The sequence below is a fragment of the Neisseria sp. CCUG12390 genome, from assembly GCF_047837985.1.
In the GTDB taxonomy this organism is placed as follows: Bacteria; Pseudomonadota; Gammaproteobacteria; order Burkholderiales; family Neisseriaceae; genus Neisseria.
In genome coordinates this window covers 90543-112629 of sequence record NZ_CP181244.1, presented here as the reverse complement: position 1 = coordinate 112629, position 22087 = coordinate 90543, and the positions used below count along the sequence as shown (strand labels likewise).

General features: G+C 54.1%; 19 protein-coding genes. 14 read left to right on the top strand and 5 right to left on the bottom strand.

The genetic code is table 11. From position 1 onward, the window contains the following. Window positions 1–303: 303 nt before the first annotated feature. Entirely contained in the window at window positions 304–1578 is a 1275-nt protein-coding gene (locus ACM67E_RS00530) for a LysM peptidoglycan-binding domain-containing protein (protein WP_416191737.1), read from the bottom strand. Between the two features lie 271 nt (window positions 1579–1849). Here ACM67E_RS00530 and def point away from each other — a divergent pair, with 271 nt between their 5' ends. The 11 genes from def to topA all read left to right on the top strand — a co-directional run bounded on the left by def (window position 1850) and on the right by topA (window position 14332). Continuing rightward, window positions 1850–2353, top strand: coding sequence for a peptide deformylase (gene def, locus ACM67E_RS00525; protein ID WP_416191736.1), 504 nt, complete (start codon window positions 1850–1852; stop codon window positions 2351–2353). Window positions 2354–2476: 123 nt separating this feature from the next. Beyond that, window positions 2477–2764, top strand: coding sequence for a hypothetical protein (locus tag ACM67E_RS00520; RefSeq protein WP_416191735.1), 288 nt, complete (start codon window positions 2477–2479; stop codon window positions 2762–2764). 289 nt (window positions 2765–3053) lie between these two features. Then, on the top strand, window positions 3054–3980 hold the full coding sequence (fmt, locus tag ACM67E_RS00515) for a methionyl-tRNA formyltransferase (protein WP_416191734.1): 927 nt from the start codon (window positions 3054–3056) through the stop codon (window positions 3978–3980). Window positions 3981–4067: 87 nt separating this feature from the next. Next, a complete protein-coding gene (locus ACM67E_RS00510; protein ID WP_416191733.1) occupies window positions 4068–4766 on the top strand; it encodes a GNAT family N-acetyltransferase in 699 nt (232 codons plus the stop codon). Between the two features lie 110 nt (window positions 4767–4876). Next, window positions 4877–6139: a 16S rRNA (cytosine(967)-C(5))-methyltransferase RsmB gene (rsmB, locus tag ACM67E_RS00505; protein ID WP_416191732.1), complete on the top strand. Its 1263-nt coding sequence runs from the start codon at window positions 4877–4879 to the stop codon at window positions 6137–6139. Continuing rightward, window positions 6105–6698, top strand: coding sequence for a DUF4390 domain-containing protein (locus ACM67E_RS00500; RefSeq protein ID WP_416191731.1), 594 nt, complete (start codon window positions 6105–6107; stop codon window positions 6696–6698). The genes rsmB and ACM67E_RS00500 overlap by 35 nt, the downstream gene beginning before the upstream one ends. Before the next feature lie 3 nt (window positions 6699–6701). Further along, a complete protein-coding gene (locus tag ACM67E_RS00495) occupies window positions 6702–8831 on the top strand; it encodes an ATP-binding protein (protein ID WP_416191730.1) in 2130 nt (709 codons plus the stop codon). After that, window positions 8818–10104: a sigma-54-dependent transcriptional regulator gene (locus ACM67E_RS00490; protein ID WP_416191729.1), complete on the top strand. Its 1287-nt coding sequence runs from the start codon at window positions 8818–8820 to the stop codon at window positions 10102–10104. Before ACM67E_RS00495 ends, ACM67E_RS00490 begins: the two co-directional genes overlap by 14 nt. 169 nt (window positions 10105–10273) lie before the next feature. Continuing rightward, complete coding sequence (gene dprA, locus ACM67E_RS00485; protein ID WP_416191728.1) at window positions 10274–11473, top strand: DNA-processing protein DprA; 1200 nt, start codon at window positions 10274–10276, stop codon at window positions 11471–11473. A gap of 14 nt (window positions 11474–11487) precedes the next feature. After that, entirely contained in the window at window positions 11488–11943 is a 456-nt protein-coding gene (locus ACM67E_RS00480) for a DUF494 family protein (protein ID WP_416191727.1), read from the top strand. Between the two features lie 64 nt (window positions 11944–12007). Beyond that, the gene (gene topA / locus ACM67E_RS00475) at window positions 12008–14332 is read left to right on the top strand and encodes a type I DNA topoisomerase (RefSeq protein ID WP_416191726.1); all 2325 of its coding nucleotides are present in this window, start codon (window positions 12008–12010) and stop codon (window positions 14330–14332) included. Window positions 14333–14506: 174 nt separating this feature from the next. Here the strand turns inward: topA and ACM67E_RS00470 are convergent, their stop codons facing one another. Further along, a complete protein-coding gene (locus tag ACM67E_RS00470; protein ID WP_416191725.1) occupies window positions 14507–15811 on the bottom strand; it encodes an ammonium transporter in 1305 nt (434 codons plus the stop codon). 57 nt (window positions 15812–15868) lie between these two features. After that, window positions 15869–16207 carry a P-II family nitrogen regulator gene (locus tag ACM67E_RS00465; protein ID WP_416191724.1) on the bottom strand — a complete coding sequence of 113 codons (339 nt, stop codon included), beginning with the start codon at window positions 16205–16207 and terminating at the stop codon, window positions 15869–15871. Window positions 16208–16585: 378 nt separating this feature from the next. Between ACM67E_RS00465 and ACM67E_RS00460 the strand changes: the two genes are divergently transcribed. Then, window positions 16586–17422, top strand: coding sequence for a GNAT family N-acetyltransferase (locus ACM67E_RS00460; RefSeq protein ID WP_416191723.1), 837 nt, complete (start codon window positions 16586–16588; stop codon window positions 17420–17422). 70 nt (window positions 17423–17492) lie between these two features. Beyond that, window positions 17493–17630 (top strand): hypothetical protein, encoded by a 138-nt coding sequence (locus tag ACM67E_RS00455; RefSeq protein WP_416191722.1) that lies wholly within the window; start codon window positions 17493–17495, stop codon window positions 17628–17630. Window positions 17631–17874: 244 nt separating this feature from the next. Here the strand turns inward: ACM67E_RS00455 and ACM67E_RS00450 are convergent, their stop codons facing one another. After that, entirely contained in the window at window positions 17875–19305 is a 1431-nt protein-coding gene (locus ACM67E_RS00450; RefSeq protein ID WP_416191721.1) for an OmpP1/FadL family transporter, read from the bottom strand. 203 nt (window positions 19306–19508) lie between these two features. Next, the gene (pyk, locus tag ACM67E_RS00445; RefSeq protein WP_416191720.1) at window positions 19509–20981 is read right to left on the bottom strand and encodes a pyruvate kinase; all 1473 of its coding nucleotides are present in this window, start codon (window positions 20979–20981) and stop codon (window positions 19509–19511) included. Window positions 20982–21300: 319 nt separating this feature from the next. Between pyk and ACM67E_RS00440 the strand changes: the two genes are divergently transcribed. Beyond that, window positions 21301–21810, top strand: coding sequence for a hypothetical protein (locus ACM67E_RS00440; RefSeq protein ID WP_416191719.1), 510 nt, complete (start codon window positions 21301–21303; stop codon window positions 21808–21810). Window positions 21811–22087 lie beyond the last annotated feature (277 nt).

Here is a 22087-nt window from a genome sequence, read left to right as displayed (position 1 = left end):
TTCAGACGGCATGGTTATGTGAGGCTGCCTGGATACCGCGCCAGCCGGTACATATTTGACAACACTCAGAAATCCCCAAACGGGTATTTGAGCAAAAGGAAAATTATATAGTCGCTTAAAATAATACAGCGTTGCCGGTTCCCTGATGTACCGGATGCACACGGCAGCCGCTGCCGCCTCGCCTTGATTTCTATTTTAAACGCCTATAAACAATACTAGGATTTTCTGCATCTCAAGCTTTTCGAAAAACAAATGCCGTCTGAAAAATTTTCAGACGGCATTGCTTTATGCGGACATCAGGGTTTATTTATTGATGTTGCTGTGGATGTTGTACTGATTGTATTCGGTATCGTGCGAATCCTGCGGCTCGTTGCGCACATGGGGTTTGTCATCCGCCATGTTGTCGAGGTCGCGGCCCGGATTGGAAACCGTATCGCCGATATTAACGTTGGTCAGGCTTTCCAAAATAATGGCCGAAGACAGGTTTTGGCTGGTGCGGTACACCATCGCTAAGCCGACTTCTTCCGCCGGGATGGAAACATATTTCACCACGCTCTTGCGGCCGTTTTCGCCGCTTTCCAAATCAACCTTGGTTTGGCGGCTGCGTTTATAGAGGCTGACCACCGTACCTTTGTCGATGCCGTCGGCCTCGCCTTTATTGATGGTGATGGTTTGGAACTGCCCCGCTTCGCTCACGCCGTCGAAAATAGAGACAATTTTACCGTCGACGGGCTGTGCCGGCTCGTGCGGCATCATTTGGAAGCTGTCGGTTTCGCCGTTGAGCTTCAACAGAAAATCGCCTTTGCGGATTTCCGATACGGCTTCTTCAACCACCATCGGCTGGGCGGTTTGCGTCGGCACTTTAATCAGCGGATGGTTGCGGGTGTAGTATTCGCCTTCTTTCAGATAGCGCGTATCTTCTTCGGAAGCCGCGTCAAGTGCGCTGTTGGTGTACGGCAGCGTGCTGACGATGCCGCTGAACGCCACTTCCTGACCCAGGAATTTTTTCGTTACGGGATCGGTAATGTCTTTGCGCGCACGGTAAACCAGGTAGCGGCCGGGTTCGGTAATGCCGTAAGCGTACACGCGGTTGCCCTTGGTGTAGAGCAGGCGGCTGTCGGGGCCGTCAATCAGCTTGGGCGCGGTTTGCGTCTGCATCTGGTCGATGACCTGAGGATGTTTCATGAACAGGCGGTAGAAATTGACGTTGACGGTCGGAATGCCGTAGCCGGATGTTTCGCGGATGCGCGGGCTGAGTTTGATGGTCGGAATGCCGTCTGAATCCGTGCCCGAGCCTTCGAAGCCCAAACGCGGCTGGCCGTTGACGTAGCGCAAAACCAAAACCTGCCCCGGATAAATCAGGTGCGGATTGCCGATTTCGCTGCGGTTTGCGCCCCACAGACGGCTCCACTGCCACGGGCTGTAGAGATATTTGCCCGAAATGCCCCACAAGGTGTCGCCCTGTTTGACGACATAGCGTTGCGGCGCGTTCGGACGCACTTTCAATGATGCTGCATGGGTTTGGGCCGAAATGGCCACGCCTGCCATGCACAGCAGGGCGATAAGGTGTTTTTGCATAAGCGTTCCCCTTGAAACAATGCGGTTTGTCATCAGTTTGGTTGAATAAAAGAGCAGACGTTTCGGTTTGAAAATAACAATAAGCGCAAAAGACGGCGTTATGTTAGAATTTACCTATTGATATTTATTCGGCGATAAACTGACTCAACATTCATGAAAACGTTATTTTATCATTGAATGTTACCGTCATTCTAGAAATAATGGCGTTGTCCCGACAAAGCGTATCAAACTACATACACAAATTTCCTAATTTCCGATTGAGAAGACAAAAATGGCACTGTTAAACATCCTCCAATACCCGGACGAGCGCCTGCACACCGTCGCACAGCCGGTGGCGCAAATCGACGAGCGTATCCAAACATTGGTGAAAGACATGTTCGAAACCATGTACGAAGCGCGCGGCATCGGTTTGGCGGCGACGCAAGTTGATGTGCACGAACGCGTGGTGGTGATGGATCTGACCGAAGACAAAAGCGAACCGCGCGTGTTCATCAATCCCGTCATCATTGAAAAAGACGGCGAGACGACTTACGAAGAAGGCTGCCTGTCGGTACCCGGCATTTACGACACCGTCACCCGCGCCGAGCGCGTGAAAGTCGAAGCACTGAACGAAAAAGGCGAAAAATTCACGCTCGAAGCCGACGGCCTGCTGGCCATCTGCGTGCAGCACGAACTCGACCACCTGATGGGCAAAGTGTTTGTCGAACACTTGTCGCAGCTCAAGCAGAACCGCATCAAAACCAAGCTGAAAAAACGGTTGAAACACAATATGTAAGCACGGATACGGTAAAAGGCCGTCTGAAAAAGAGCTGCTTTCATGGCAACGCAGCATTTTCAGACGGCCTTGATTTGTTTATCATTTTGTCTTGAAAATAATTTAATGGACATAGCAGACAACATGAACGGGAACGCACGCGCCCTGCGCCGCCACCATATTGCGCGTTTGAAACACAAACGCCGCCGCGACTACCACATTTACGACCGCGACAGCGGCAGGCTGACCGGCCCGCTCAACCGCCATGTCACCACGCCGTGCCTATGCTCCTGCCGGATGTGCGGTAATCCGCGCAAGTTTCACGGCAACAGCCGGGCAGCACGCACCGTGGCCGAACGTCGTGCCGCCGAGCGTTTTGATTTTGAAACAGCGTGCATGCGCAACGACGAATCTTTCATTCAAGCCGCATGAATGGCCTGAAATCATTTTTCGGGACACCAAAAGGCCGTCTGAAAACACAGTTTCGACAGGATTGAAACTGAGTTTTCAGACGGCCTTTTCCGTTTGGTTGCTATAATAAGCAGCCGTTTATCTGATTTTTTTCAGACGGCCTGAACGTTCGGACAAACCCGGATTAACCGGCAAACCGATTGCCGTCTCGGCCGTCAGGCAGGTACGGACTGCCGGTTTCCCGAAATCTGCCGGTATGCTCCGGAAGCGGAAGGCCGTCTGAAAAACCGTTTTAAAGAAAGCCCGAACCATGAAAGTGATTTTTGCCGGTACCCCCGATTTCGCCGCCGCCGCACTCAAAGCCATTGCCGCCGCAGGATTTGAGATTCCGCTGGTGCTGACCCAGCCCGACCGTCCGAAAGGCCGCGGTATGCAGCTGCAAGCATCGCCGGTGAAACAGGCCGCATTGGAACTGGGTTTGCGCGTCGAGCAGCCCGAAAAACTGCGCAACAACGCCGAAGCCCTGCAAATGCTCAAAGACGCGGATGCAGACGTGATGGTGGTGGCCGCCTACGGCCTGATTCTGCCGCAAGACGTGCTCGACACGCCGCGCCACGGCTGCCTCAATATCCACGCCTCGCTGCTGCCGCGCTGGCGCGGAGCCGCGCCGATTCAGCGCGCCATCGAAGCGGGCGATGCCGAAACGGGCGTGTGCATCATGCAGATGGACATCGGTCTCGACACCGGCAATGTCGTCAGCGAACACCGCTACGCCATCGCCCCGACCGACACCGCCAACGAAGTGCACGATGCGCTGACAGCCATCGGAGCCGCCGCCATTGTTGCCGATTTGCAACGCTTACAGGCAGAAGGCCGTCTGAACAGCACGCCGCAGCCCGAAGAGGGCGTAACTTACGCGCAGAAACTCAGCAAAGAAGAAGCGAAAATCGATTGGAACGAATCTGCTGAAACCATCGCCCGCAAAATCCGCGCCTTCAATCCCGTGCCCGCCGCATGGATTGAGTTCGACGGCAAGCCGATGAAAATCTGGGCGGCGGAAGTTGCGAACCAAAGCGGCAGAGCCGGCGAAGTATTGAGCTGCGCTTCAGACGGCCTGATCGTCGCATGCGGTGAAAACGCGCTGAAGATTACCGAGCTGCAACCTGCCGGCAGCAAACGCATGAGCGTGCAGGCGTTCGCGGCAGGTCGGAAGATTGAAGCAGGGACGGTTTTGTAAAACGGCGGTAAGTATGCGCCGCTATGGTTTCAGACGGCCTCAAACATGGTCAGGCCGTCTGAAAAACTGATACGAAAGGAACTTCTCATGCCCGTGAACGAATTCAACCAGCCCGTCGGCCAACCGCTGCCCGGTTACACCGCCGGCAGCCGTCCTGAAGCCATGCTGCTGCAAGGCCGGTTTTGCCGTTTGGAAAAGCTTTCCGCTGCCAAACACGGTGCGGATTTGTATGAGGTGTATGCGGCGGAACACAGCCCGTTGCGGAATTGGGCGTATTTGTCGCTCAATCCGGTGGCCAATCATGATGAATTGACGGTCTTGCTGGCGGGCTATGAGCAATCTGCCGACCCGTATTTTTTCGCCATCATCGACACGACGACCGACCGCGCGGAGGGTTCGCTGGGTTTGATGCGCATTGACACGGCCAACCGCGTGATTGAAGTGGGCTGGGTGGTGTATTCCGACAAGCTCAAGCGCACGAGGGTTGCGACCGAGGCGCAGTATCTGCTGGCAAAATATGTATTCGAAACGCTGGGTTACCGCCGTTACGAATGGAAGTGCGACTCTTTGAACGAACCGTCGCGCAAGGCGGCGTTGCGTTTGGGTTTTCAATTTGAAGGCATTTTCCGTCAGGCGATGGTGTATAAAGGCCGCAGCCGCGATACGGCGTGGTTTTCGATGATTGACGGCGAATGGCCGCAAATCAAAGCGCGTTTCGAGCGGTGGCTGGCAGATGACAATTTTGATGAAAACGGCAACCAGCGCATATCGTTGAGCGATATGTAATCTGTATCGCCGCAAAGATAAAATCTGTTTTTCAGACGGCCTTCAAATCCATCAGGCCGTCTGAAAAAGAAAAGTGGACAAATGATGAATCAGACAATGAAAGTTTCCTTATGAGTATGGCTTTGGCGCAGAAGCTGGCGGCCGACAGTATCGCGGCGGTGGCGCAGGGGCAGAACCTGCAAGACGTGTTGGCGGCAATCCGTGCGGCGCATCCTGATTTGAGCGCGCAGGAGAACGGCGCGCTGCAAGACATCGCTTACGGCTGCCAGCGTTATCTGGGCAGTCTGAAATTTATGCTCGGCAAACTGTTGAACAAGCCGATTGACAATCCGCAGCTTGAAAGCCTGCTGCTGGCGGCTTTGTACCAACTGCATTACACACGCAATGCGCCCCATGCGGTGGTGAACGAGGCGGTGGAAAGCATAGGCCGTATCGGGCGCGGGCAGTACCGCTCGTTTGCCAATGCCGTGTTGCGCCGTTTCCTGCGCGAAAAAGACAAGCTCGCGGCGGCGTGCAAATACGACGACACCGCCAGACACAACCTGCCGCAATGGTGGGTGGCGTATCTGCAAAACCATTATCCGAAACATTGGCACAACATCACCGCCGCGCTGCAATCGCACCCGCCGATGACTTTGCGCGTCAACCGACGCCACGGCAATGCCGAAGATTATCTGCAGAAATTGGCGGCGGAAGGCATTGAGGCGAAGGCTTTGGACGATTATGCGGTGACTTTGAACGAAGCCGTGCCGGTGAGCCGTTTGCCCGGATTTTCAGACGGCCTGGTGTCGGTGCAGGATTTCGGTGCGCAAAAAGCGGCTTATCTGCTGAACCCGAAAGACGGCGAACGGATTTTGGACGCGTGCGCCGCGCCGGGCGGGAAAACGGGGCATTTGCTGGAATTGGCCGATTGTCATGTGACCGCGCTGGATATTGACGAAACCCGTTTGGCGCGCGTGCAAAGCAATCTCGACCGTTTGGGTTTTCAGAGTGCGGCTTCGCTGCATTGCGCCGATGCGCAGGATTTGGCTGCGTGGTATGATGGCAGACAGTTCGATGCGGTTCTGGCCGATGTGCCGTGCACCGCTTCGGGCGTGGCGCGGCGCAATCCCGACATCAAATGGCTGCGCCGCCCGAGTGACGCGTCGAAAACCGCCCGCCAACAGGAAGCCTTGTTGGACGCATTGTGGCAGACTCTGACAAAAAACGGCAGAATGCTGCTGGCGACATGTTCGATTTTTGTCGAAGAAAACGATCAGCAGCTGCAAAAATTCCTTAACCGCCATGCCGATGCCCGATTGCTGGAACCGCATGTGCTTTTACCGAACAAACACCAAGATGGCTTTTATTACGCGCTTATTCAGAAGCAGTAAATTATTGCTGTTGCCGATTCTGCTGGCCGCATCTCTACATGCGGCGGCGGAAGGGATCAGTGTGACCCGCGCCGAGGCCGGCTTGATGGATAACGGCCAACTGTCGGTCAGCAGCCGTTTCAAAACCGAATTGCCCGACCAGCTTAAAGAAGCCTTGCGGCAAGGCGTGCCGCTGAATTTCTCTTTGTCCTACCAATTGTCGGAGCCGACGATTGCGGCCTACCGTTTCCGGCTGGAACAGCTTTTGAACGACGGCAACGCGGTCAACTACAAGCTGTCGTTCCATCCCCTGACCAACCGTTACCGCGTGACGGTGGGCACGTTTTCCACCGAATACGACACGCTGGAATCGGCCTTGCGCGGCATCGGTGCGATTGCCAACTGGAAAGTGTTGAATACGGGTACTTTGCGCGGCAGCCAGCCCAAAGACGTCAAAGCGCAAATCCGTCTGCAATTGTCCACATCCAAACTGCCCAAGCCCTTCCAAATCAATGCCCTGACCTCGCGAAGCTGGAGTTTGGACTCGGGCTGGAAAACTTTATCGGTAACGCGGGAATAAATCATGCGGCGTTTTCTCTTGACCGCCGTTCTGCTGGCAGTGGCCCTGCTCTACGGACTGACGGTCGCGACCGACAGCGGCAGCCGGATTGCCGATTATTTCTGGTGGATCATCGTCTTGTGCGGCCTGCTGATGCTGGTGTTGGCTGCGGTGCTGGTGCGCTATGTCCTGCTGCTGATGCGTGACAGCAACAACGGCGTGTTCGGTTCGCAAATTGCCCGCCGCCTGTCGGGGATGTTTACCTTGGTGGCGGTGCTGCCGAGTGTGTTTTTGTTCGGCATCTCCGCGCAATTCATCAACGGCACGATTAATTCCTGGTTCGGAAACGATACCGAAGAAGCGTTGGAACGCAGTCTGAATCTGAGCAAATCGGCCTTGGATTTGGCGGTGGACAATGCCGTCAGCAATGCCACGCCGATCCAGATTGATTTAATCGGCGCGTCTTCTTTGGGCAATGATTTGGGCAGCGCGCTGGCCGCCGCTTCCGATGCGGGCAAGTTTACCCAATTGGCTTTATACAATCTCAGCCAAAACCGTTTTGAAACAAGCATCAATCCGTCAAACCTGAATCTGCCGGCTATCGATAAGGCCGGCAGGGAGCAATTGCAGCAGGCAGGTTCTCTGCGCGGTTTGGAAAACATCGGCAATGTACTGTATGCGCAAGGCTGGTTGTCGCTCGGCACGTACCGTAATCAGGAATACGCCTTTTTCTTCCGCCAGCCGATTCCGCAAAAGGTTGCGCAGGATGCGACGCTGATTGAGGCCGCGCGGGCAAAATACGCCGAATTGAGCTATGCCAAGCAGGGGCTGCAAACCTTCTTTCTGGTAACTTTGCTGGTGGCGGCTTTGTTGGCGATTTTCCTGGCTTTGGTGATGGCCTTGTATTTTGCCCGCCGTTTTGTCGAGCCGATTCTGTCGCTGGCGGAGGGCGCAAGAGCGGTGGCGCAAGGGGATTTCAGCCAGCAGCGTCCGGTGTACCGCAACGACGAATTCGGCCGCCTGACGCATTTGTTCAACCACATGACCCAGCAGCTGGCGATTGCCAAAGATGCCGACGAACGAAGCCGCCTGCAGCAGGAAGCCGCCCGCCATTATTTGGAATGCGTGTTGGAAAGCCTGACCACCGGCGTGATTACCTTGGATGCAGAAGGCCGTCTGAAAACGTTCAACAAATCCGCCGAACATATTTTAGGCGTGTCGCTGGTGCCGCTGTGGGGCAGTAATTGGCACGACTGGCGCGGCCGGTCGCCGCAGCAGAGCCTGTTGGCCGATGTGTTCGCTTCGATTGAAGCCACCGTCGCAACCAACAAACCGGTGCAGGTGGAATACGCCGCACCTGACGATGCGCGGATTCTGCTCGGCAAGGCCACGCCTTTGCCGGAAGACAACGACAGCGGATTGGTCATGGTGATTGACGATGTAACCGTGCTGATGCGTGCCCAAAAAGAAGCCGCATGGGGAGAGGTTGCCAAGCGGTTGGCGCACGAAATCCGCAACCCGCTGACACCGATTCAGCTGTCCGCCGAAAGATTGGCATGGAAATTGCATGACAAGCTGGATGAGCAGCACGCCCAGATTTTAACGCGGTCAACCGACACCATCGTCAAGCAGGTGGCCGCACTGAAAGAAATGGTGGAGGCTTTCCGCAATTATGCCCGTGCGCCGTCGCTGAGTTTGGAAAAACACGATTTGAACCGTCTGGTCGAAGAAGTGCTGGTGCTGTATGAAGGCAGCGCGTGTACATTTGCCGCTAAATTCAGTAAGATGGCGTTATCGATAAACGCAGATACCACCGCGATGCGGCAGGTTTTGCACAATATTTTCAAAAATGCGGCAGAAGCGGCAGAAAGTGACCCGAACCCCCGGGTCAGCATCGAAACCACCCTGAGTGACGACGGACAAGCCGTTTTGACCGTTTGCAACAACGGTAAAAGTTTCAGCAAAGAGATGCTGCATAAGGCTTTCGAGCCTTATGTGACCGACAAGCCGACGGGTACGGGTTTGGGCTTGCCTGTGGTGAAGAAAATTATTGAAGAGCACGGCGGCCGTATCAGCCTGAGCAATCAGGCAGACGGCGGTGCATGTGTCAAAATAGCGTTACCCCAACTGGTAGAAACTTATGCGCAGCAGTGATATTTTAATTGTAGATGATGAGGTCGGTATCCGCGATTTATTGTCGGAAATCCTCCAAGACGAAGGTTATACCGTGACTTTGGCGGAAAATGCCGAAGAAGCGCGCCAATTGCGCCACCAAACCCGTCCGGCAATGGTCTTGCTGGATATCTGGATGCCGGATTGCGACGGGATTACCCTGCTGAAAGAATGGGCGAAAAACGGCCAGCTCAATATGCCGGTGGTGATGATGAGCGGCCATGCCAGCATTGATACGGCTGTGGAAGCGACCAAAATCGGCGCATTGGATTTCCTGGAAAAACCGATTGCCCTGCAAAAGCTGCTTTCCACCGTCGACCGTGCCTTGAAACACGGTGAAATGCAGGCTGCGGCAGGTTTGTCTTTAGACAGGCTGGGCAACAGTCCGGTGATTCAGGAACTGAATCAGAAACTGGAGGCCGCGTCCAAACAGAGCGGTCCGGTTTTGCTGACCGGCGAGGCCGGCTCGCCGTTCGAATGGGTAGCGCGTTACTTCCATAAAAGCGGTACGCCTTGGGCGGAGCCGGGCAAAATCGAACACATCGTCGATACCCCGCTGGAATTGCTGCAAAAAGCCGGCGGCGGCATACTTTATGTGGGCGATATTGCGCAATACAGCAAAAACATTCAAAACGGTATCGTATTCCTGTTGAGCAAAGCCGACCGCTATAATGTACGCATTGTTGCCGCCAGCAGCCGTTCGGCGGAAGAATTGGCCGGATCACCGGCCGCTGCGGATAACAAACTGCCCGGGCTGTTGTCGAAAATTACCGTCAATGTGCCACCGCTGCGCAGCCAGCCTGACGATATGGTGTTTCTGGTAAACCAAATTCTGATTGAGTTGGCCGAAACGCAAAAAATCCCGTTGGTAAAATTCAGCAGCGGCGCGTTGGCTGTCCTGCGTCAATACGAATGGCCGGGAAATTTCGAGCAATTGCGCACGGTTGTAAAAAATCTGGCATTGGAAGCAGCCGACGGCGAGGAAGTGCAGGAGCAGGCAGCGGCGGCGGCGTTGGGTCAGAATGTACCGTCTGTTTCGTCGGAAATGGTGGGCGGCTTCAATTTCAATATGCCGCTGCGGGAATTACGCGAAGAATTGGAGCGACGCTATTTCGAATACCACATCGCTCAGGAAAACCAGAACATGAGCCGTGTGGCGCAGAAAGTGGGCCTGGAGCGCACGCATCTGTACCGCAAGCTGAAACAGCTCGGCATCAGCGTTTCGCGCCGCAACAGCGATAAATCCGAAGACTGATGGCAGATAATCCGAGGCCGTCTGAACGCCGAAACGTTTCAGACGGCCTTCATCATCTGTGTGCATTTTCCTGTATGGCTGTATAATAATCAAAATAAAATATTACTCAAATTATTATAATGGGATTCGGCCAAGACCAGAATAAGGCCGTCTGAAACAGGATACGGGAATGAACGATAACGAACGCTTTGCATGGCTGCAACTTGCGCTGACCCCCTATGTCGGCGCGGAAAGCTTTTTGATTTTATTGCAACATTTCGGCAGCGCAGAAGCGGCATTGGCTGCGCCGTCTGAAACCGTCGGCAAACTGGTGCGGCACAAACAGGCTGTGGCCGCTTGGGAAAACAGTGAAAAACGTGATTCGGCCAAGGCTGCGGCGGAGGCGGCGTTAAAATGGGAACAGGCGGAAAATTGCCGTTTAATGCTGTTGCAAGACGATGATTTCCCCGAAATGCTGACCGAAGGCCTTACGCCGCCGCCGTTGCTGTTTCTGCGCGGCAACACCGATTTGCTGCACAAGCCCTCCGCCGCGATAGTCGGCAGCCGCCATGCCACACCCCAGGCCATGCGTATTGCCCGCGATTTCGGCATGGCATTAAGCGAAAAGGGCATTCCGGTGGTTTCGGGGATGGCTGCAGGCATCGATACCGCCGCACATCAGGGCGCATTGCTTTCAGACGGCAGTACCATTGCGGTCTGGGGAACGGGTATTGACCGCATTTATCCGCCGTCGAATAAAAAACTCGCTTACGAAATTGCCGAGCGCGGCTTAATCATCAGCGAGTTTCCGTTGGATACGCGCCCGTATGCCGGTAATTTCCCGCGCCGCAACCGCCTGATCGCCGCTTTGTCGCGTTTGACTCTGGTGGTCGAAGCCGCGGTAGAGTCCGGTTCGCTGATTACCGCCAAGCTCGCTGCCGAAATGGGGCGCGAAGTGATGGCTGTGCCCGGTTCGATTGACAACCCGCACTGCAAGGGCTGCCACAAGCTGATTAAAGAAGGGGCGAAACTGGTGGAAAGTCTGGACGATATTGTGCAAGAATGCCCGCAGCTATTGCAAAACACCCCCTTACCATCATATTCTATATATAAGCATCAAAAAACAGGCTCTGCCGCCGCGCCGGAAACAATACCCGAAGCAGCGGCAAAACCGGCGGCCGAAAAAACAGATTCGAGGCCGTCTGAATACGAACTCGGGACGGACGACGCTTTGCTGAACGCAATGGGTTACGATGCCGTTCATCCCGATACCTTGGCCGAGTCGTTGGGCTGGCCAGCGGCGGATGTTTACGCCCGACTGCTGGAATACGAACTCGACGGCGTCATTGCCCCGCTTGCCGGCGGACGCTACCAACGGATTAAAACATAACTTAAGGAACGCGCATGGCCGAAGTCATTGCTTTTTTAATCGAACACTTTCAGGATTTTGACGCCTGTCCGCCGCCGGAAGACTTGGGGCAGTTGCTCGAAGACGCCGGTTTTGACGCGATGGAAATCGGCAATACCCTCATGATGATGGAAGTGTTGCTCAACAGTTCCGAATTCGCCACCGAACCGGTTGACGGTACTGCCTTGCGCATATACAGCGTGGAAGAAGCCGATGTGCTGCCTCAGGAAGTTATGGGTTTGCTGCATTACCTGATTGCCGAACACGCCATTACCTATGAGCAACGCGAGATTGTGGTACATGCGCTGATGCACATTCCGGCCGACGAAATTACCGTGGACATTGCCAAAGTGCTGACCCTGCTGGTGTTGTGGGCGCACAAGAGCGAATTGCCGGTATTGATCGGCGATGATTTGATGGCGGCATTAAACGGCAACGCCGTGATGCATTAATTTTTTCAGACGGCCTTTCATCCAAAAGGCCGTCTGAAATTTACAAAAACAAAAGAGAGTAACGATGGCTAAAAACCTTGTAATCGTCGAATCTCCGTCTAAGGCCAAAACCTTAAAAAAATACCTCGGCGGGGATTATGAAATTCTGGCTTCCTACGGCCATGTGCGCGATTTGGTGCCGAAAAACGGCGCGGTCGATCCCGAAAACGATTTCGCCATGAAATACCAGCTTGTCGCCCGCAACAGCAAACACGTCGATGCGATTGTGTCGGCGGCGAAAGAGGCCGAAAACCTTTATCTGGCAACCGACCCGGATAGGGAAGGCGAGGCGATTTCGTGGCATTTGAACGAAATCCTGAAAACCAAGCGCGGCCTGAAAAACCTCAAGCCGCAGCGCGTGGTGTTCCACGAAATCACCAAAAACGCGGTGCTCGACGCCATCGCCCATCCGCGCGAAATCGAAATCGATTTGGTGGACGCGCAGCAGGCGCGCCGTGCGCTGGATTATCTGGTCGGCTTCAACCTGTCGCCGCTGTTGTGGAAAAAAATCCGCCGCGGCTTGAGCGCGGGGCGCGTGCAAAGCCCCGCGCTGCGTCTGATTTGCGAACGCGAAGCCGAAATCCGTGCGTTTGAAGCGCAGGAATATTGGACGGTGCATCTCGACAGCCACAAGAGCCGCAGCAAGTTCACCGCCAAACTGGTGCAATACAAGGGCGAGAAGCTGGAACAGTTTTCGCTGCCGTCTGAAACCTCGCAGGCCGAAGTGCTGGCCGCTTTGCAGGGCAAAGACGCGCAAGTGTCTGCCGTGGAAAAGAAAAAGCGCAGCCGCAACCCTGCCGCGCCGTTTACCACATCGACCATGCAGCAGGACGCCGTGCGCAAACTGGGCATGACCACCGACCGCACCATGCGCACTGCCCAGCAGCTTTACGAGGGCATCGATGTCGGCCAGGGCGCAATCGGTCTGATTACCTATATGCGTACCGACAGCGTCACCCTGTCTGACGAAGCCTTAACCGAAATCCGCCACTACATCGAAAACAAAATCGGCAAAGACTACCTGCCGTCTGCGGCCAAACAGTACAAAACCAAATCGAAAAACGCGCAGGAAGCGCACGAAGCCATCCGTCCGACTTCCGTGTACCGCACGCCCGAAAGCGTGAAGCCGTTCCTGACCGCCGACCAGTTCAAGCTCTACCAAATGATTTGGCAGCGCACCGTCGCCTGCCAGATGTCGCCGGCCAAATTCGACCAAACCACCGTCGATATTGCCGTGGGCGACGGCGTGTTCCGCGTCACCGGCCAAGTACAGACCTTCGCAGGCTTTTTGAGCGTGTACGAAGAAGGCGTTGACGACAACGAAGAAGGCGAAGACAACAAAAAACTGCCCGAAATGGCCGAAGGCGAAAAACTGCCCGTCGACAACCTTTACGGCGAACAGCATTTCACCACCCCGCCGCCGCGCTTCAACGAAGCCACGCTCGTGAAAGCGCTCGAAGAATTCGGCATCGGCCGCCCGTCGACCTACGCCAGCATCATTTCCACGCTGAAAGACCGCGAATACGTTACCGTCGACCAAAAACGCTTCATGCCCACCGATACCGGCGACATCGTCAACAAATTCCTGACCGAACACTTCGCCCAATACGTCGACTACCACTTCACCGCCAAACTCGAAGACCAGCTCGACGAAATCGCCACCGGCAAACGCAAATGGATACCGGTGATGGACGGCTTCTGGAAAGGCTTCAGCAAGCAGGTTGAAGAAAAAGAAGGCATCGAACGCGCCAAATTCACCACCGAAGAACTCGACGAAACCTGCCCGCAATGCGGCAACCACAAGCTGCAAATCAAGTTCGGGCGTAACGGCCGCTTCGTCGCCTGCGCCGGCTACCCCGAATGCGGCTACACCCGCAACATCGGCGAAACCGCCGAACAGGCCGCCGAACGCGCTGCCAAAGACGCCGCCGAACAAGCCGAACTCGAAGGCCGCGAATGCCCCAAATGCGGCGGCGGGCTGGTGTACAAATACAGCCGCACCGGCAGCAAATTCATCGGTTGCGCCAACTACCCCAAATGCAAACACATCGAGCCGTTGGAAAAACCCAAAGACACCGGCGTCGAATGCCCGCAATGCAAAAAAGGCCATCTGGTCGAGCGCAAATCCCGCTACGGCAAACTGTTTTACAGCTGCAGCACCTACCCCGACTGCAACTACGCCACCTGGAACCCACCCGTGGCCGAAACCTGCCCGAAATGCCAATGGCCGGTATTGACCATCAAAACCACCAAACGCTGGGGCGTGGAAAAAGTCTGCCCGCAGAAAGAATGCGGCTGGAAAGAGCAGATTGAACCGCCTGCGCCTAAGGGGAGCGCGAAAGAAGAGTGATGGAGCGGATATAAATGGAATGTAAATGCCGTCTGAAAAGTTTCAGACGGCATTTTTTTAGGTGCGGTTGGCTGTGTTCCGACAAAGCATAACCGTATGCATTCGGGTTGAAACATCATCAAACACAGGCCGTCTGAAAAATCATTTTCAGACGGCCTTTATACACATTTCAAATCACTCGACACGTTCGCCGTGGATGGCCAAATCCAAACCTTCGCACTCGGTGTCGCGATCGACGCGCAGGCCGCCGCAGATTTTGGCGACGGTTTTCAAAATCACCCAACTCATCACACCGCTGTAAACGATGGTGATGGCCGCATCTTTGGTTTGAATCCACACTTGCGAACCGACGGTTGCATCGCCGCCGAAGATTTGGTTGTCGAACACCAAACCGGTCAGCACTGCCCCGACAATGCCGCCGAAGCCGTGAATGCCGAATGCGTCAAGCGAATCGTCATAACCCAGTTTGCGCTTGATCACCGCTACCGCCACGTAACACGCCGCCGCTGTGACCACGCCGATGACAATCGCACCGCCTGTGGCCACAAAGCCCGCCGCCGGCGTGATGCCGACCAGACCGGCCACCGCGCCCGAAGCCAGCCCCAGTGCGGAAGGTTTGTGTCCGGCCAGTTTTTCGCAAATCAGCCAAGTAACGGCGCCGAATGAGGCGGAAACCTGAGTCACCGTCATCGCCATGCCCGCCGAAGCATTGGCCGCCACCGCCGAACCGGCATTGAAACCGAACCAGCCGAACCACAGCATCGCCGCGCCGATCAAGGTCAAGGCCATGTTGTGCGGCGGCATGGCTTCGCGGCCGTAGCCCACCCGTTTGCCCAACACCAAGGCCGCCACCAAACCGGCCACGCCGGCATTGATGTGCACCACCGTGCCGCCTGCGTAATCAAACACGCCGCCCTCGCTCATAAAGCCGCCGCCCCACACCCAATGCGCCGTCGGCACATACACCAGCAGAAACCATACGCCGGAAAACAGCATCATCGCCGAATATTTCATGCGCTCGGCAAACGCGCCGGTGATGATGGCGGTGGAAATAACGGCAAAAGTCATTTGGAAAAACATAAACACCGTTTCCGGAACCGTGCCGGCATTCGGCGAGACGGTCACCATTTCTTTGGCCATGTCCATGCTCATGCCGTTGAGGAACAACCGGTCGAAGCCGCCGATAAAGGCATTGCCCGGCGTAAATGCCAGCGAATAGCCGGCCACCACCCACAACACGCTGATTAAGGCGGCGATGGAGAAACTGTGCATCATGGTCGAGAGCAGGTTTTTCTTGCGCACCATACCGCCGTAAAACAAAGCCAGGCCGGGCAGCGTCATAAACAGCACCAAAGCCGCCGCCGTCATTACCCAGGCCGTATCGCCCGAATCGACGGCGCTGAAAGGCTGCCACCAATCCAAATTGTGCGCCATTGCACCTGCGGGCAAAAAGCCCGCCATCCATACCGATTTTTTCATACTCTGTCCTTTTCTTCTTCTCAGTGATTTGCATGCCGTCTGAAAACAATGAAATGTTCAGACGGCCTCGTTACCGGTTTCGCCGGTGCGGATACGGATGACCTGCTCGACCGCTTCGACAAAAATTTTGCCGTCGCCGACCTTGCCCGTGCGCGCCGTTTCCAAAATCATGTCAACGATTTGGCCGACCCGTTCGTCCTCCGCCACGATTTCCACTTTCACCTTCGGCAGGAAATCCACCGCATATTCCGCCCCGCGGTACACCTCCGTATGCCCTTTTTGACGGCCGAAGCCTTTTACCTCGCTCACCGTCATTCCGTGCACGCCGATGCTGCTGAGCGATTCGCGTATATCGTCTAATTTAAAGGGTTTGATCATCGCCGTAATCTTCTTCATTTTTCCTCCAAAATTGTCAACAATTTAACGTAATCAAACATTACACCCATCCTGAACAATTTTCAATAAATTGTTGACAACTTTACAAATGGATTTTTTAAAAATATACGCATTAAAAACATAATTAATTGTTTTTAATGAAATTAAAAATTTCAAAATACAAACCGTCTTTTTCGGAAAAAGAAAATTTTCAAAAATATTCTGAAAAAATGCCACAGCGATCATCCGAACACGTTCAACGGGATGGGAACAGGCTGTCTGAAAACCGATCCCCTTTCGTAATCCTATTGATTCTGTAAAATTTTCCGGCGCAATATTTTGAAGAAAAGCCGCCGAATCAGTTATAATTTGCCGAAACGAATCTTTCAGGAAAACACCATGTTAGTTTGCAATCCCTACGAAGTCGTCATCCACGGCACCACCAGTTCAGGCAAGGTTTTCCGTCCGAGCGACTGGTCGGAACGCCTGTGCGGCATTTTGTCCTCGTTCGACAAAGACAACCGCTTGTCCTATTCGAAATGGGTGCGGCCGATTTTGGTGGACAAAGTACGCTGCGTGGCGGTGGATAAAGAACTGGAAACCGTCAATCCGCCGATGTTCCGCTTCCTGATGGATTTCGCCTCCGACAACGATTTGCGTGTGATCGACTGCAAGGCTTTGCTGGAAGAGCAGGCCGCAGACAGCAAACCGGACGAAAAAGTGATGCTGGCGCAGGCCATCGAAGAAAAACACGCTGCCGAAACCCAGCGCGAAATCGCAGCCGCAGCGGCGGAAACCAGCGTGTTGCGCGAAATCATGCCCGAAGAAACGGCCACCGCCTTTGCCGCCTTGAGCATGCTGCGCTCCAGCCTGACCGACATCAACCGCTTCGTTGAGCAAATCAATACGCAGCAACGCCCTGCCGGTTACCGTCTGCTGGGCATTTTTGAAGAGGGCAAACACAATGCGGTTGCCGTGGTCGGTTTCCACGAAACCTACAATCTGGCGAGCGGCCACCATATCCACATCGACGACATCGTTACCATGCCGCAAAGCCGTCTGAAAGGTTATGCGTCGCGTTTGTTGGACGAAGTGCGCAGAATCGGCGGCGAAGTCGGCGCGACCAAAATCCACGTGAATGTGCACGTCAGCCAAGACCGCGTGAATGCCCACCGCCTGTACTTCAAAAACGGTTTCGAAATCAGCGCGTACCATTTCCGTTGCGACACCAAATAAACCGAAAGGCCGTCTGAAAATTTCAGACGGCCTTTCAGCCAGAATCACCTTGTATGAGAAAGGAAACATTATGAAAACTTATTTCACCGTCGGCTTGGTTTTACTGCTCTCAGCCTGTGCCGGCGGCATATCCGGCGGCGGCAGCTCGGAAATGTACGGCGAAATCAAAGGCGGCGTGGAAGCTTCGCGCACACGTATCGGCAATTAATGCTTTGAATCCATCAAACAGGTGGAAATTTCCGTACACAATCTTCCGACTGTTAACGTTTCTCTTAACGCCGTTATTCAGTTGTGCAGCCAATGACGGGCATGGATTTTTAAATTTAACCCCAAATTTTCAAAGGTTTTAGCCTTTATTTTGCATTAGATTAAAGTAACAGGCCGTCTGGAAACCGATTCATCGGTTTTCAGACGGCCTGTTTGCAAAACAAAGCGGGTTAGCTTATCCCGTTTTAACGGAATTTATAAGTGTATTGCACACCCAAAATATTGGCGTAATTGTTGAATTTCGCCGTTGCCGCACCTTTGCTGTCGACATTGTCGCCGGTGGACGCTGCCGCGTTAAACGCGGTATCGTTGATGTGGATGTGGCTGTAGGCCACGTCGAATACATGGTTTTTGCGGTATTGGTATTTCGCACCGACCGAATACCAGATGCGGTTGCCGTCGGGCAGCGTGTTCAGACGGCTTTCCGCACCGCGGACCGGGCTTTGGTCGAACGCGATACCGGCACGCAGTTGCAGGGGTTCGCTGTATTGGTATGAGCCACCGACTGCCACTTTGTAGGTGTTGCGCCAGTTGGGTGTGATGATGGTGCGGTCGGAAGTTTTGCCGCCGCCGATGTTTTTGGTGTTTTCAAATACCAATTCGGCTTTGTTGAAACGGCTGTGACGCGTCCAAGTCACGTCGCCGAACAGGTTCAGCTTGTCGGTAGCTTTGTACATACCGTGTACCGACAAAGATTCGGGGGTAACGATGTTCACCGAGGCTTTTTCGTGCGGCACATAGCCGTTGCCGCCCTCGGCAAGGGGTTTGCCGATTAAGGCAGGATAGGCCGTCTGAACCAACGCACCGTCAGCCTGCCAATCCGCCGTGCCTTCCAACTTGTGTTTGATTTTCGAACGGTAGTTCACGCCGACACGGGCGCGTTCGTTCACGTCCCACAGCCAGGCCAACTGGTAGCCGAAGCCCCAGTCTTTGCCTTTGACTTCCGCATGGCCGTCGGCTTGGCCGGCGGCATCGATGCGAACCGGTCTGCCCGCACGCTGCGAAGCCTGAAGGCTTGCCAAGCCGCTTACCGATCCGGTCGCATCCCAGTCGGCATATTTGCGCAACTCGGCGGTCGAATATTGGGCAATCGCGCCGACGCCGACCGAATGTTGCGGATGGAATCGGTATGCGACTACCGGCTCGACGGCAATGGAAGTCAGGCCCAATTGGTTCAAATGATGGCGCAGCACGGAATCTTTGCTGTATTCGGTCGACGAACCGAACGGCACATACATGCCGACACCGACCGTGACATCGGGATTCACTTTATACGCGCCGTAAACATGCGGTGCGATGACGACATCGTCGGTAATCTTACCGCCGGTTTCGCCGTTTACTTTACCGCCGCGGCGGTAGGTGGCTTGTGCATCGCTGTATTTGATGTGCGGTGCCACGGCATTGACGGCCGCGGTAATTTCGTGCGTTTCCAGCCCGGCCAAACCGGCCGGATTGTAGAAGATGGTGGACGCATCGGCAGCTTCGGCGGCCGCGGCATTGGCCGTGCTCTGCGCGGTAACGGATTGTGTACCGAAATGGTACCCCGAGGCTTGCGCGGCCGCAGCGGCAAAAACAAGGGCAACGCCCAAACTGATTTTCTTCAAAGACTTTTCCATAATTCGTATCTTATTATCGTCAAACATAAAAAAGGCCGTCTGAAACGACCGTGTGCTAAAGTTAGTGCAGCTGCTCGATTTTATAATAACTTGAGCATCAGCAACAGCTTTTTCTATGATTGCCTTGCCTTTGCATGGCTGTGTGCGGTTTTTATGCCATATAAAAAGCAGGCCTTGACAGCCTGCTTTTACGGGATAAACGTTTATTTTACCTGCAGCACTTCCAACATATTGGTCGAACCCGATTCGCGCATTTTCGAGCCGCTGGTGATGATGTATTGATCGCCCGGTTTCAAAATGCTGTGTTCGATCAAGGTTGCCTCCACTTCACGCAATGCGGTGTTGTGGTCGGTACTGGTGGCCAAAATCATCGGGCGCACGCCGCGGTACATCGCCATGCGGCGTTGCGCAGAAATGCTCGGGGTCAATGCGAAAATCGGCAATTGGATGTTGTGACGACTGACTTGGAATGCCGTCGAACCGCTCTCCGTCAAGGCCACAATGGCTTTGGCGTGAACTGCCCGCGCCACGCTGACCGCACCGGCGGCAATCGCCAAGTTGGTGCTGACGGCTTCTTTGTCTTCAATTTTCTCCGAAACGCCGTTCAGCGAATCTTGCTCTTTTTCCGCCGCCGCACAAATCATCGCCATTTGAGTGACGGTTTCAAACGGATACGCACCGACTGCGGTTTCGGCCGAACACATCACGGCATCGGTGCCGTCGAGCACCGCATTGGCCACGTCGCTCACTTCGGCACGGGTCGGCACGGGATTGGTAATCATGCTTTCCATCATTTGTGTCGCGGTAATGCTGAAGCGGCGCAATTCGCGTGCACGTCGGATCATGCGTTTTTGCAGCGCAGGCACGGCAGCGTGGCCGACCTCAACCGCCAAATCACCGCGCGCCACCATGATGCCGTCTGAAGCCAAAATGATTTCATCCAGATTTTCAATCGCTTCCACGCGCTCGATTTTCGATACCAAGCCCGGACGGACGGCATTGCTGCCCTTCATCTCTTCTTCTACTTTGGCACGGGCGAGGTGCAAATCTTCGGCAGATTTCACGAAACTCAAGGCCAGATAATCGCAACCGATGGCGATGGCGGTTTTCAGATCGCGGAAGTCTTTTTCGGTTAACGCACCCGCCGACAAGCCGCCGCCGGGTTTGTTGATGCCTTTGTTGCTTTTCAAGACATGGCTGTTGACCACGGTAGTGATGATGGCGCTGCCTCTGACTTCGTCCACCACCAAAGTCAGCAGGCCGTCGTCGAGCCAAAGCACATCACCCGGTTTGACATCGTTGGGCAGGTCGCGGTAATCCAAGCCGACTGCTTCGCGCGTACCCTCGCCTTCCAACGCCGCATCCAATACCAGCTTTTCGCCTTGATTCAACTGGATGCTGCCGCCGGCAATTTTACCGACACGGATTTTAGGCCCCTGCAAATCTGCCAAAATCGCCACTTCCTGACCGGAACGCTTGGCTGCCTCACGTACAATCCGTGCATTTTCCTGATGAAATTCCGCAGTACCGTGGCTGAAGTTGAAGCGCACGACGTTCAAACCGCCGACACGAATCATGTCTTCAAGCAACTGTACATCGTTGCTGCCCGGCCCCAAGGTTGCCACAATCTTGGTATTGTGGCTGATGCGGGTTAAATCTCGTTTTGAGGTACTCATAGACATCCTTTCCGGCAGAATATACTGTTATAAAAAAACAAATTGTAACCTGAAAAATTTAAATTTTGGTATAAAATTACAGCATTTATGATGTAAACCAAATTCTTGCCCGCCTACTCTGCAAAATTCGTACCGGCAATCCTGTTTTACGGGATGCCGGAATTTTTTTGCTGCACAAAAATTCATGTTTTCAGAATGAAACAGATGATTCCTATTTTGCCGCCATCCGCTTCGTTTTTACATGGGCAAATTACCAAATATGCTTCGGATACGGTATGATATTTTCGTCAATTACCGATAATTCCACAGTCAACATACAATGATCTTAAACCGTCTGTTCAGTTCCGTTCCCGTTTGGATAATCTTGGCCGATATGGTGTACGGCCTTGCATTGAATATCTCCCAAAGCCTGAATCTGCACCAATCGTCGCAGTCTGCGGCCGATTCCGTTACGCCCGACATCGCGTTCAGCGGCCTGCAAGTGTTATCCAACGGCGGCATGATCCTCATCATCGGCTTCGGTTTGATTGTCCTGCTGCAACTCAACCGCACCGTCTTGCAAGGGCAAATCCTGCCCATCGGCATATTCCGAACACTCGGTCTCATTGCCGTATTGGCTTTTACTGTTCCCTCGGTATGGGAATGGTTTTGGGCACTCGGATCGCTTATATCCGGCCATAATGTAGTCAATTTCAACAACCCCCGTTATCTTATTACTGCCTTATGCCTCCCGTTGGTTGCATTTCTCTGCCTGAAAAGACTGTTCGGCTGGTACCGCCTGCATCAAACCGTTTTACCCGTCGAACAACCGTCTGAAGGAAAGGTTTGAACCTTCTCACACTATAACGGATTATCTTTAAAAGAAAACGACATCGGCTGCTTCGTTTAAAAGTCGCTCTATTCAAAGATATGCCTGCCAAAACCGAAGGCCGTCTGAAAAAATTTCAGACGGCCTGATTCAAAGATGTTTCTTCCAAGCAAGGTTTATCTCTTTATTCCCAAATGGCAAACCCCATCAAATCAACCGGTTCACAGACAACATTTGTCTGAAAATTTTCAGACGGCCTTACCCGCCCTCTCCTTTTCCGGACATCAAACAAAAATGG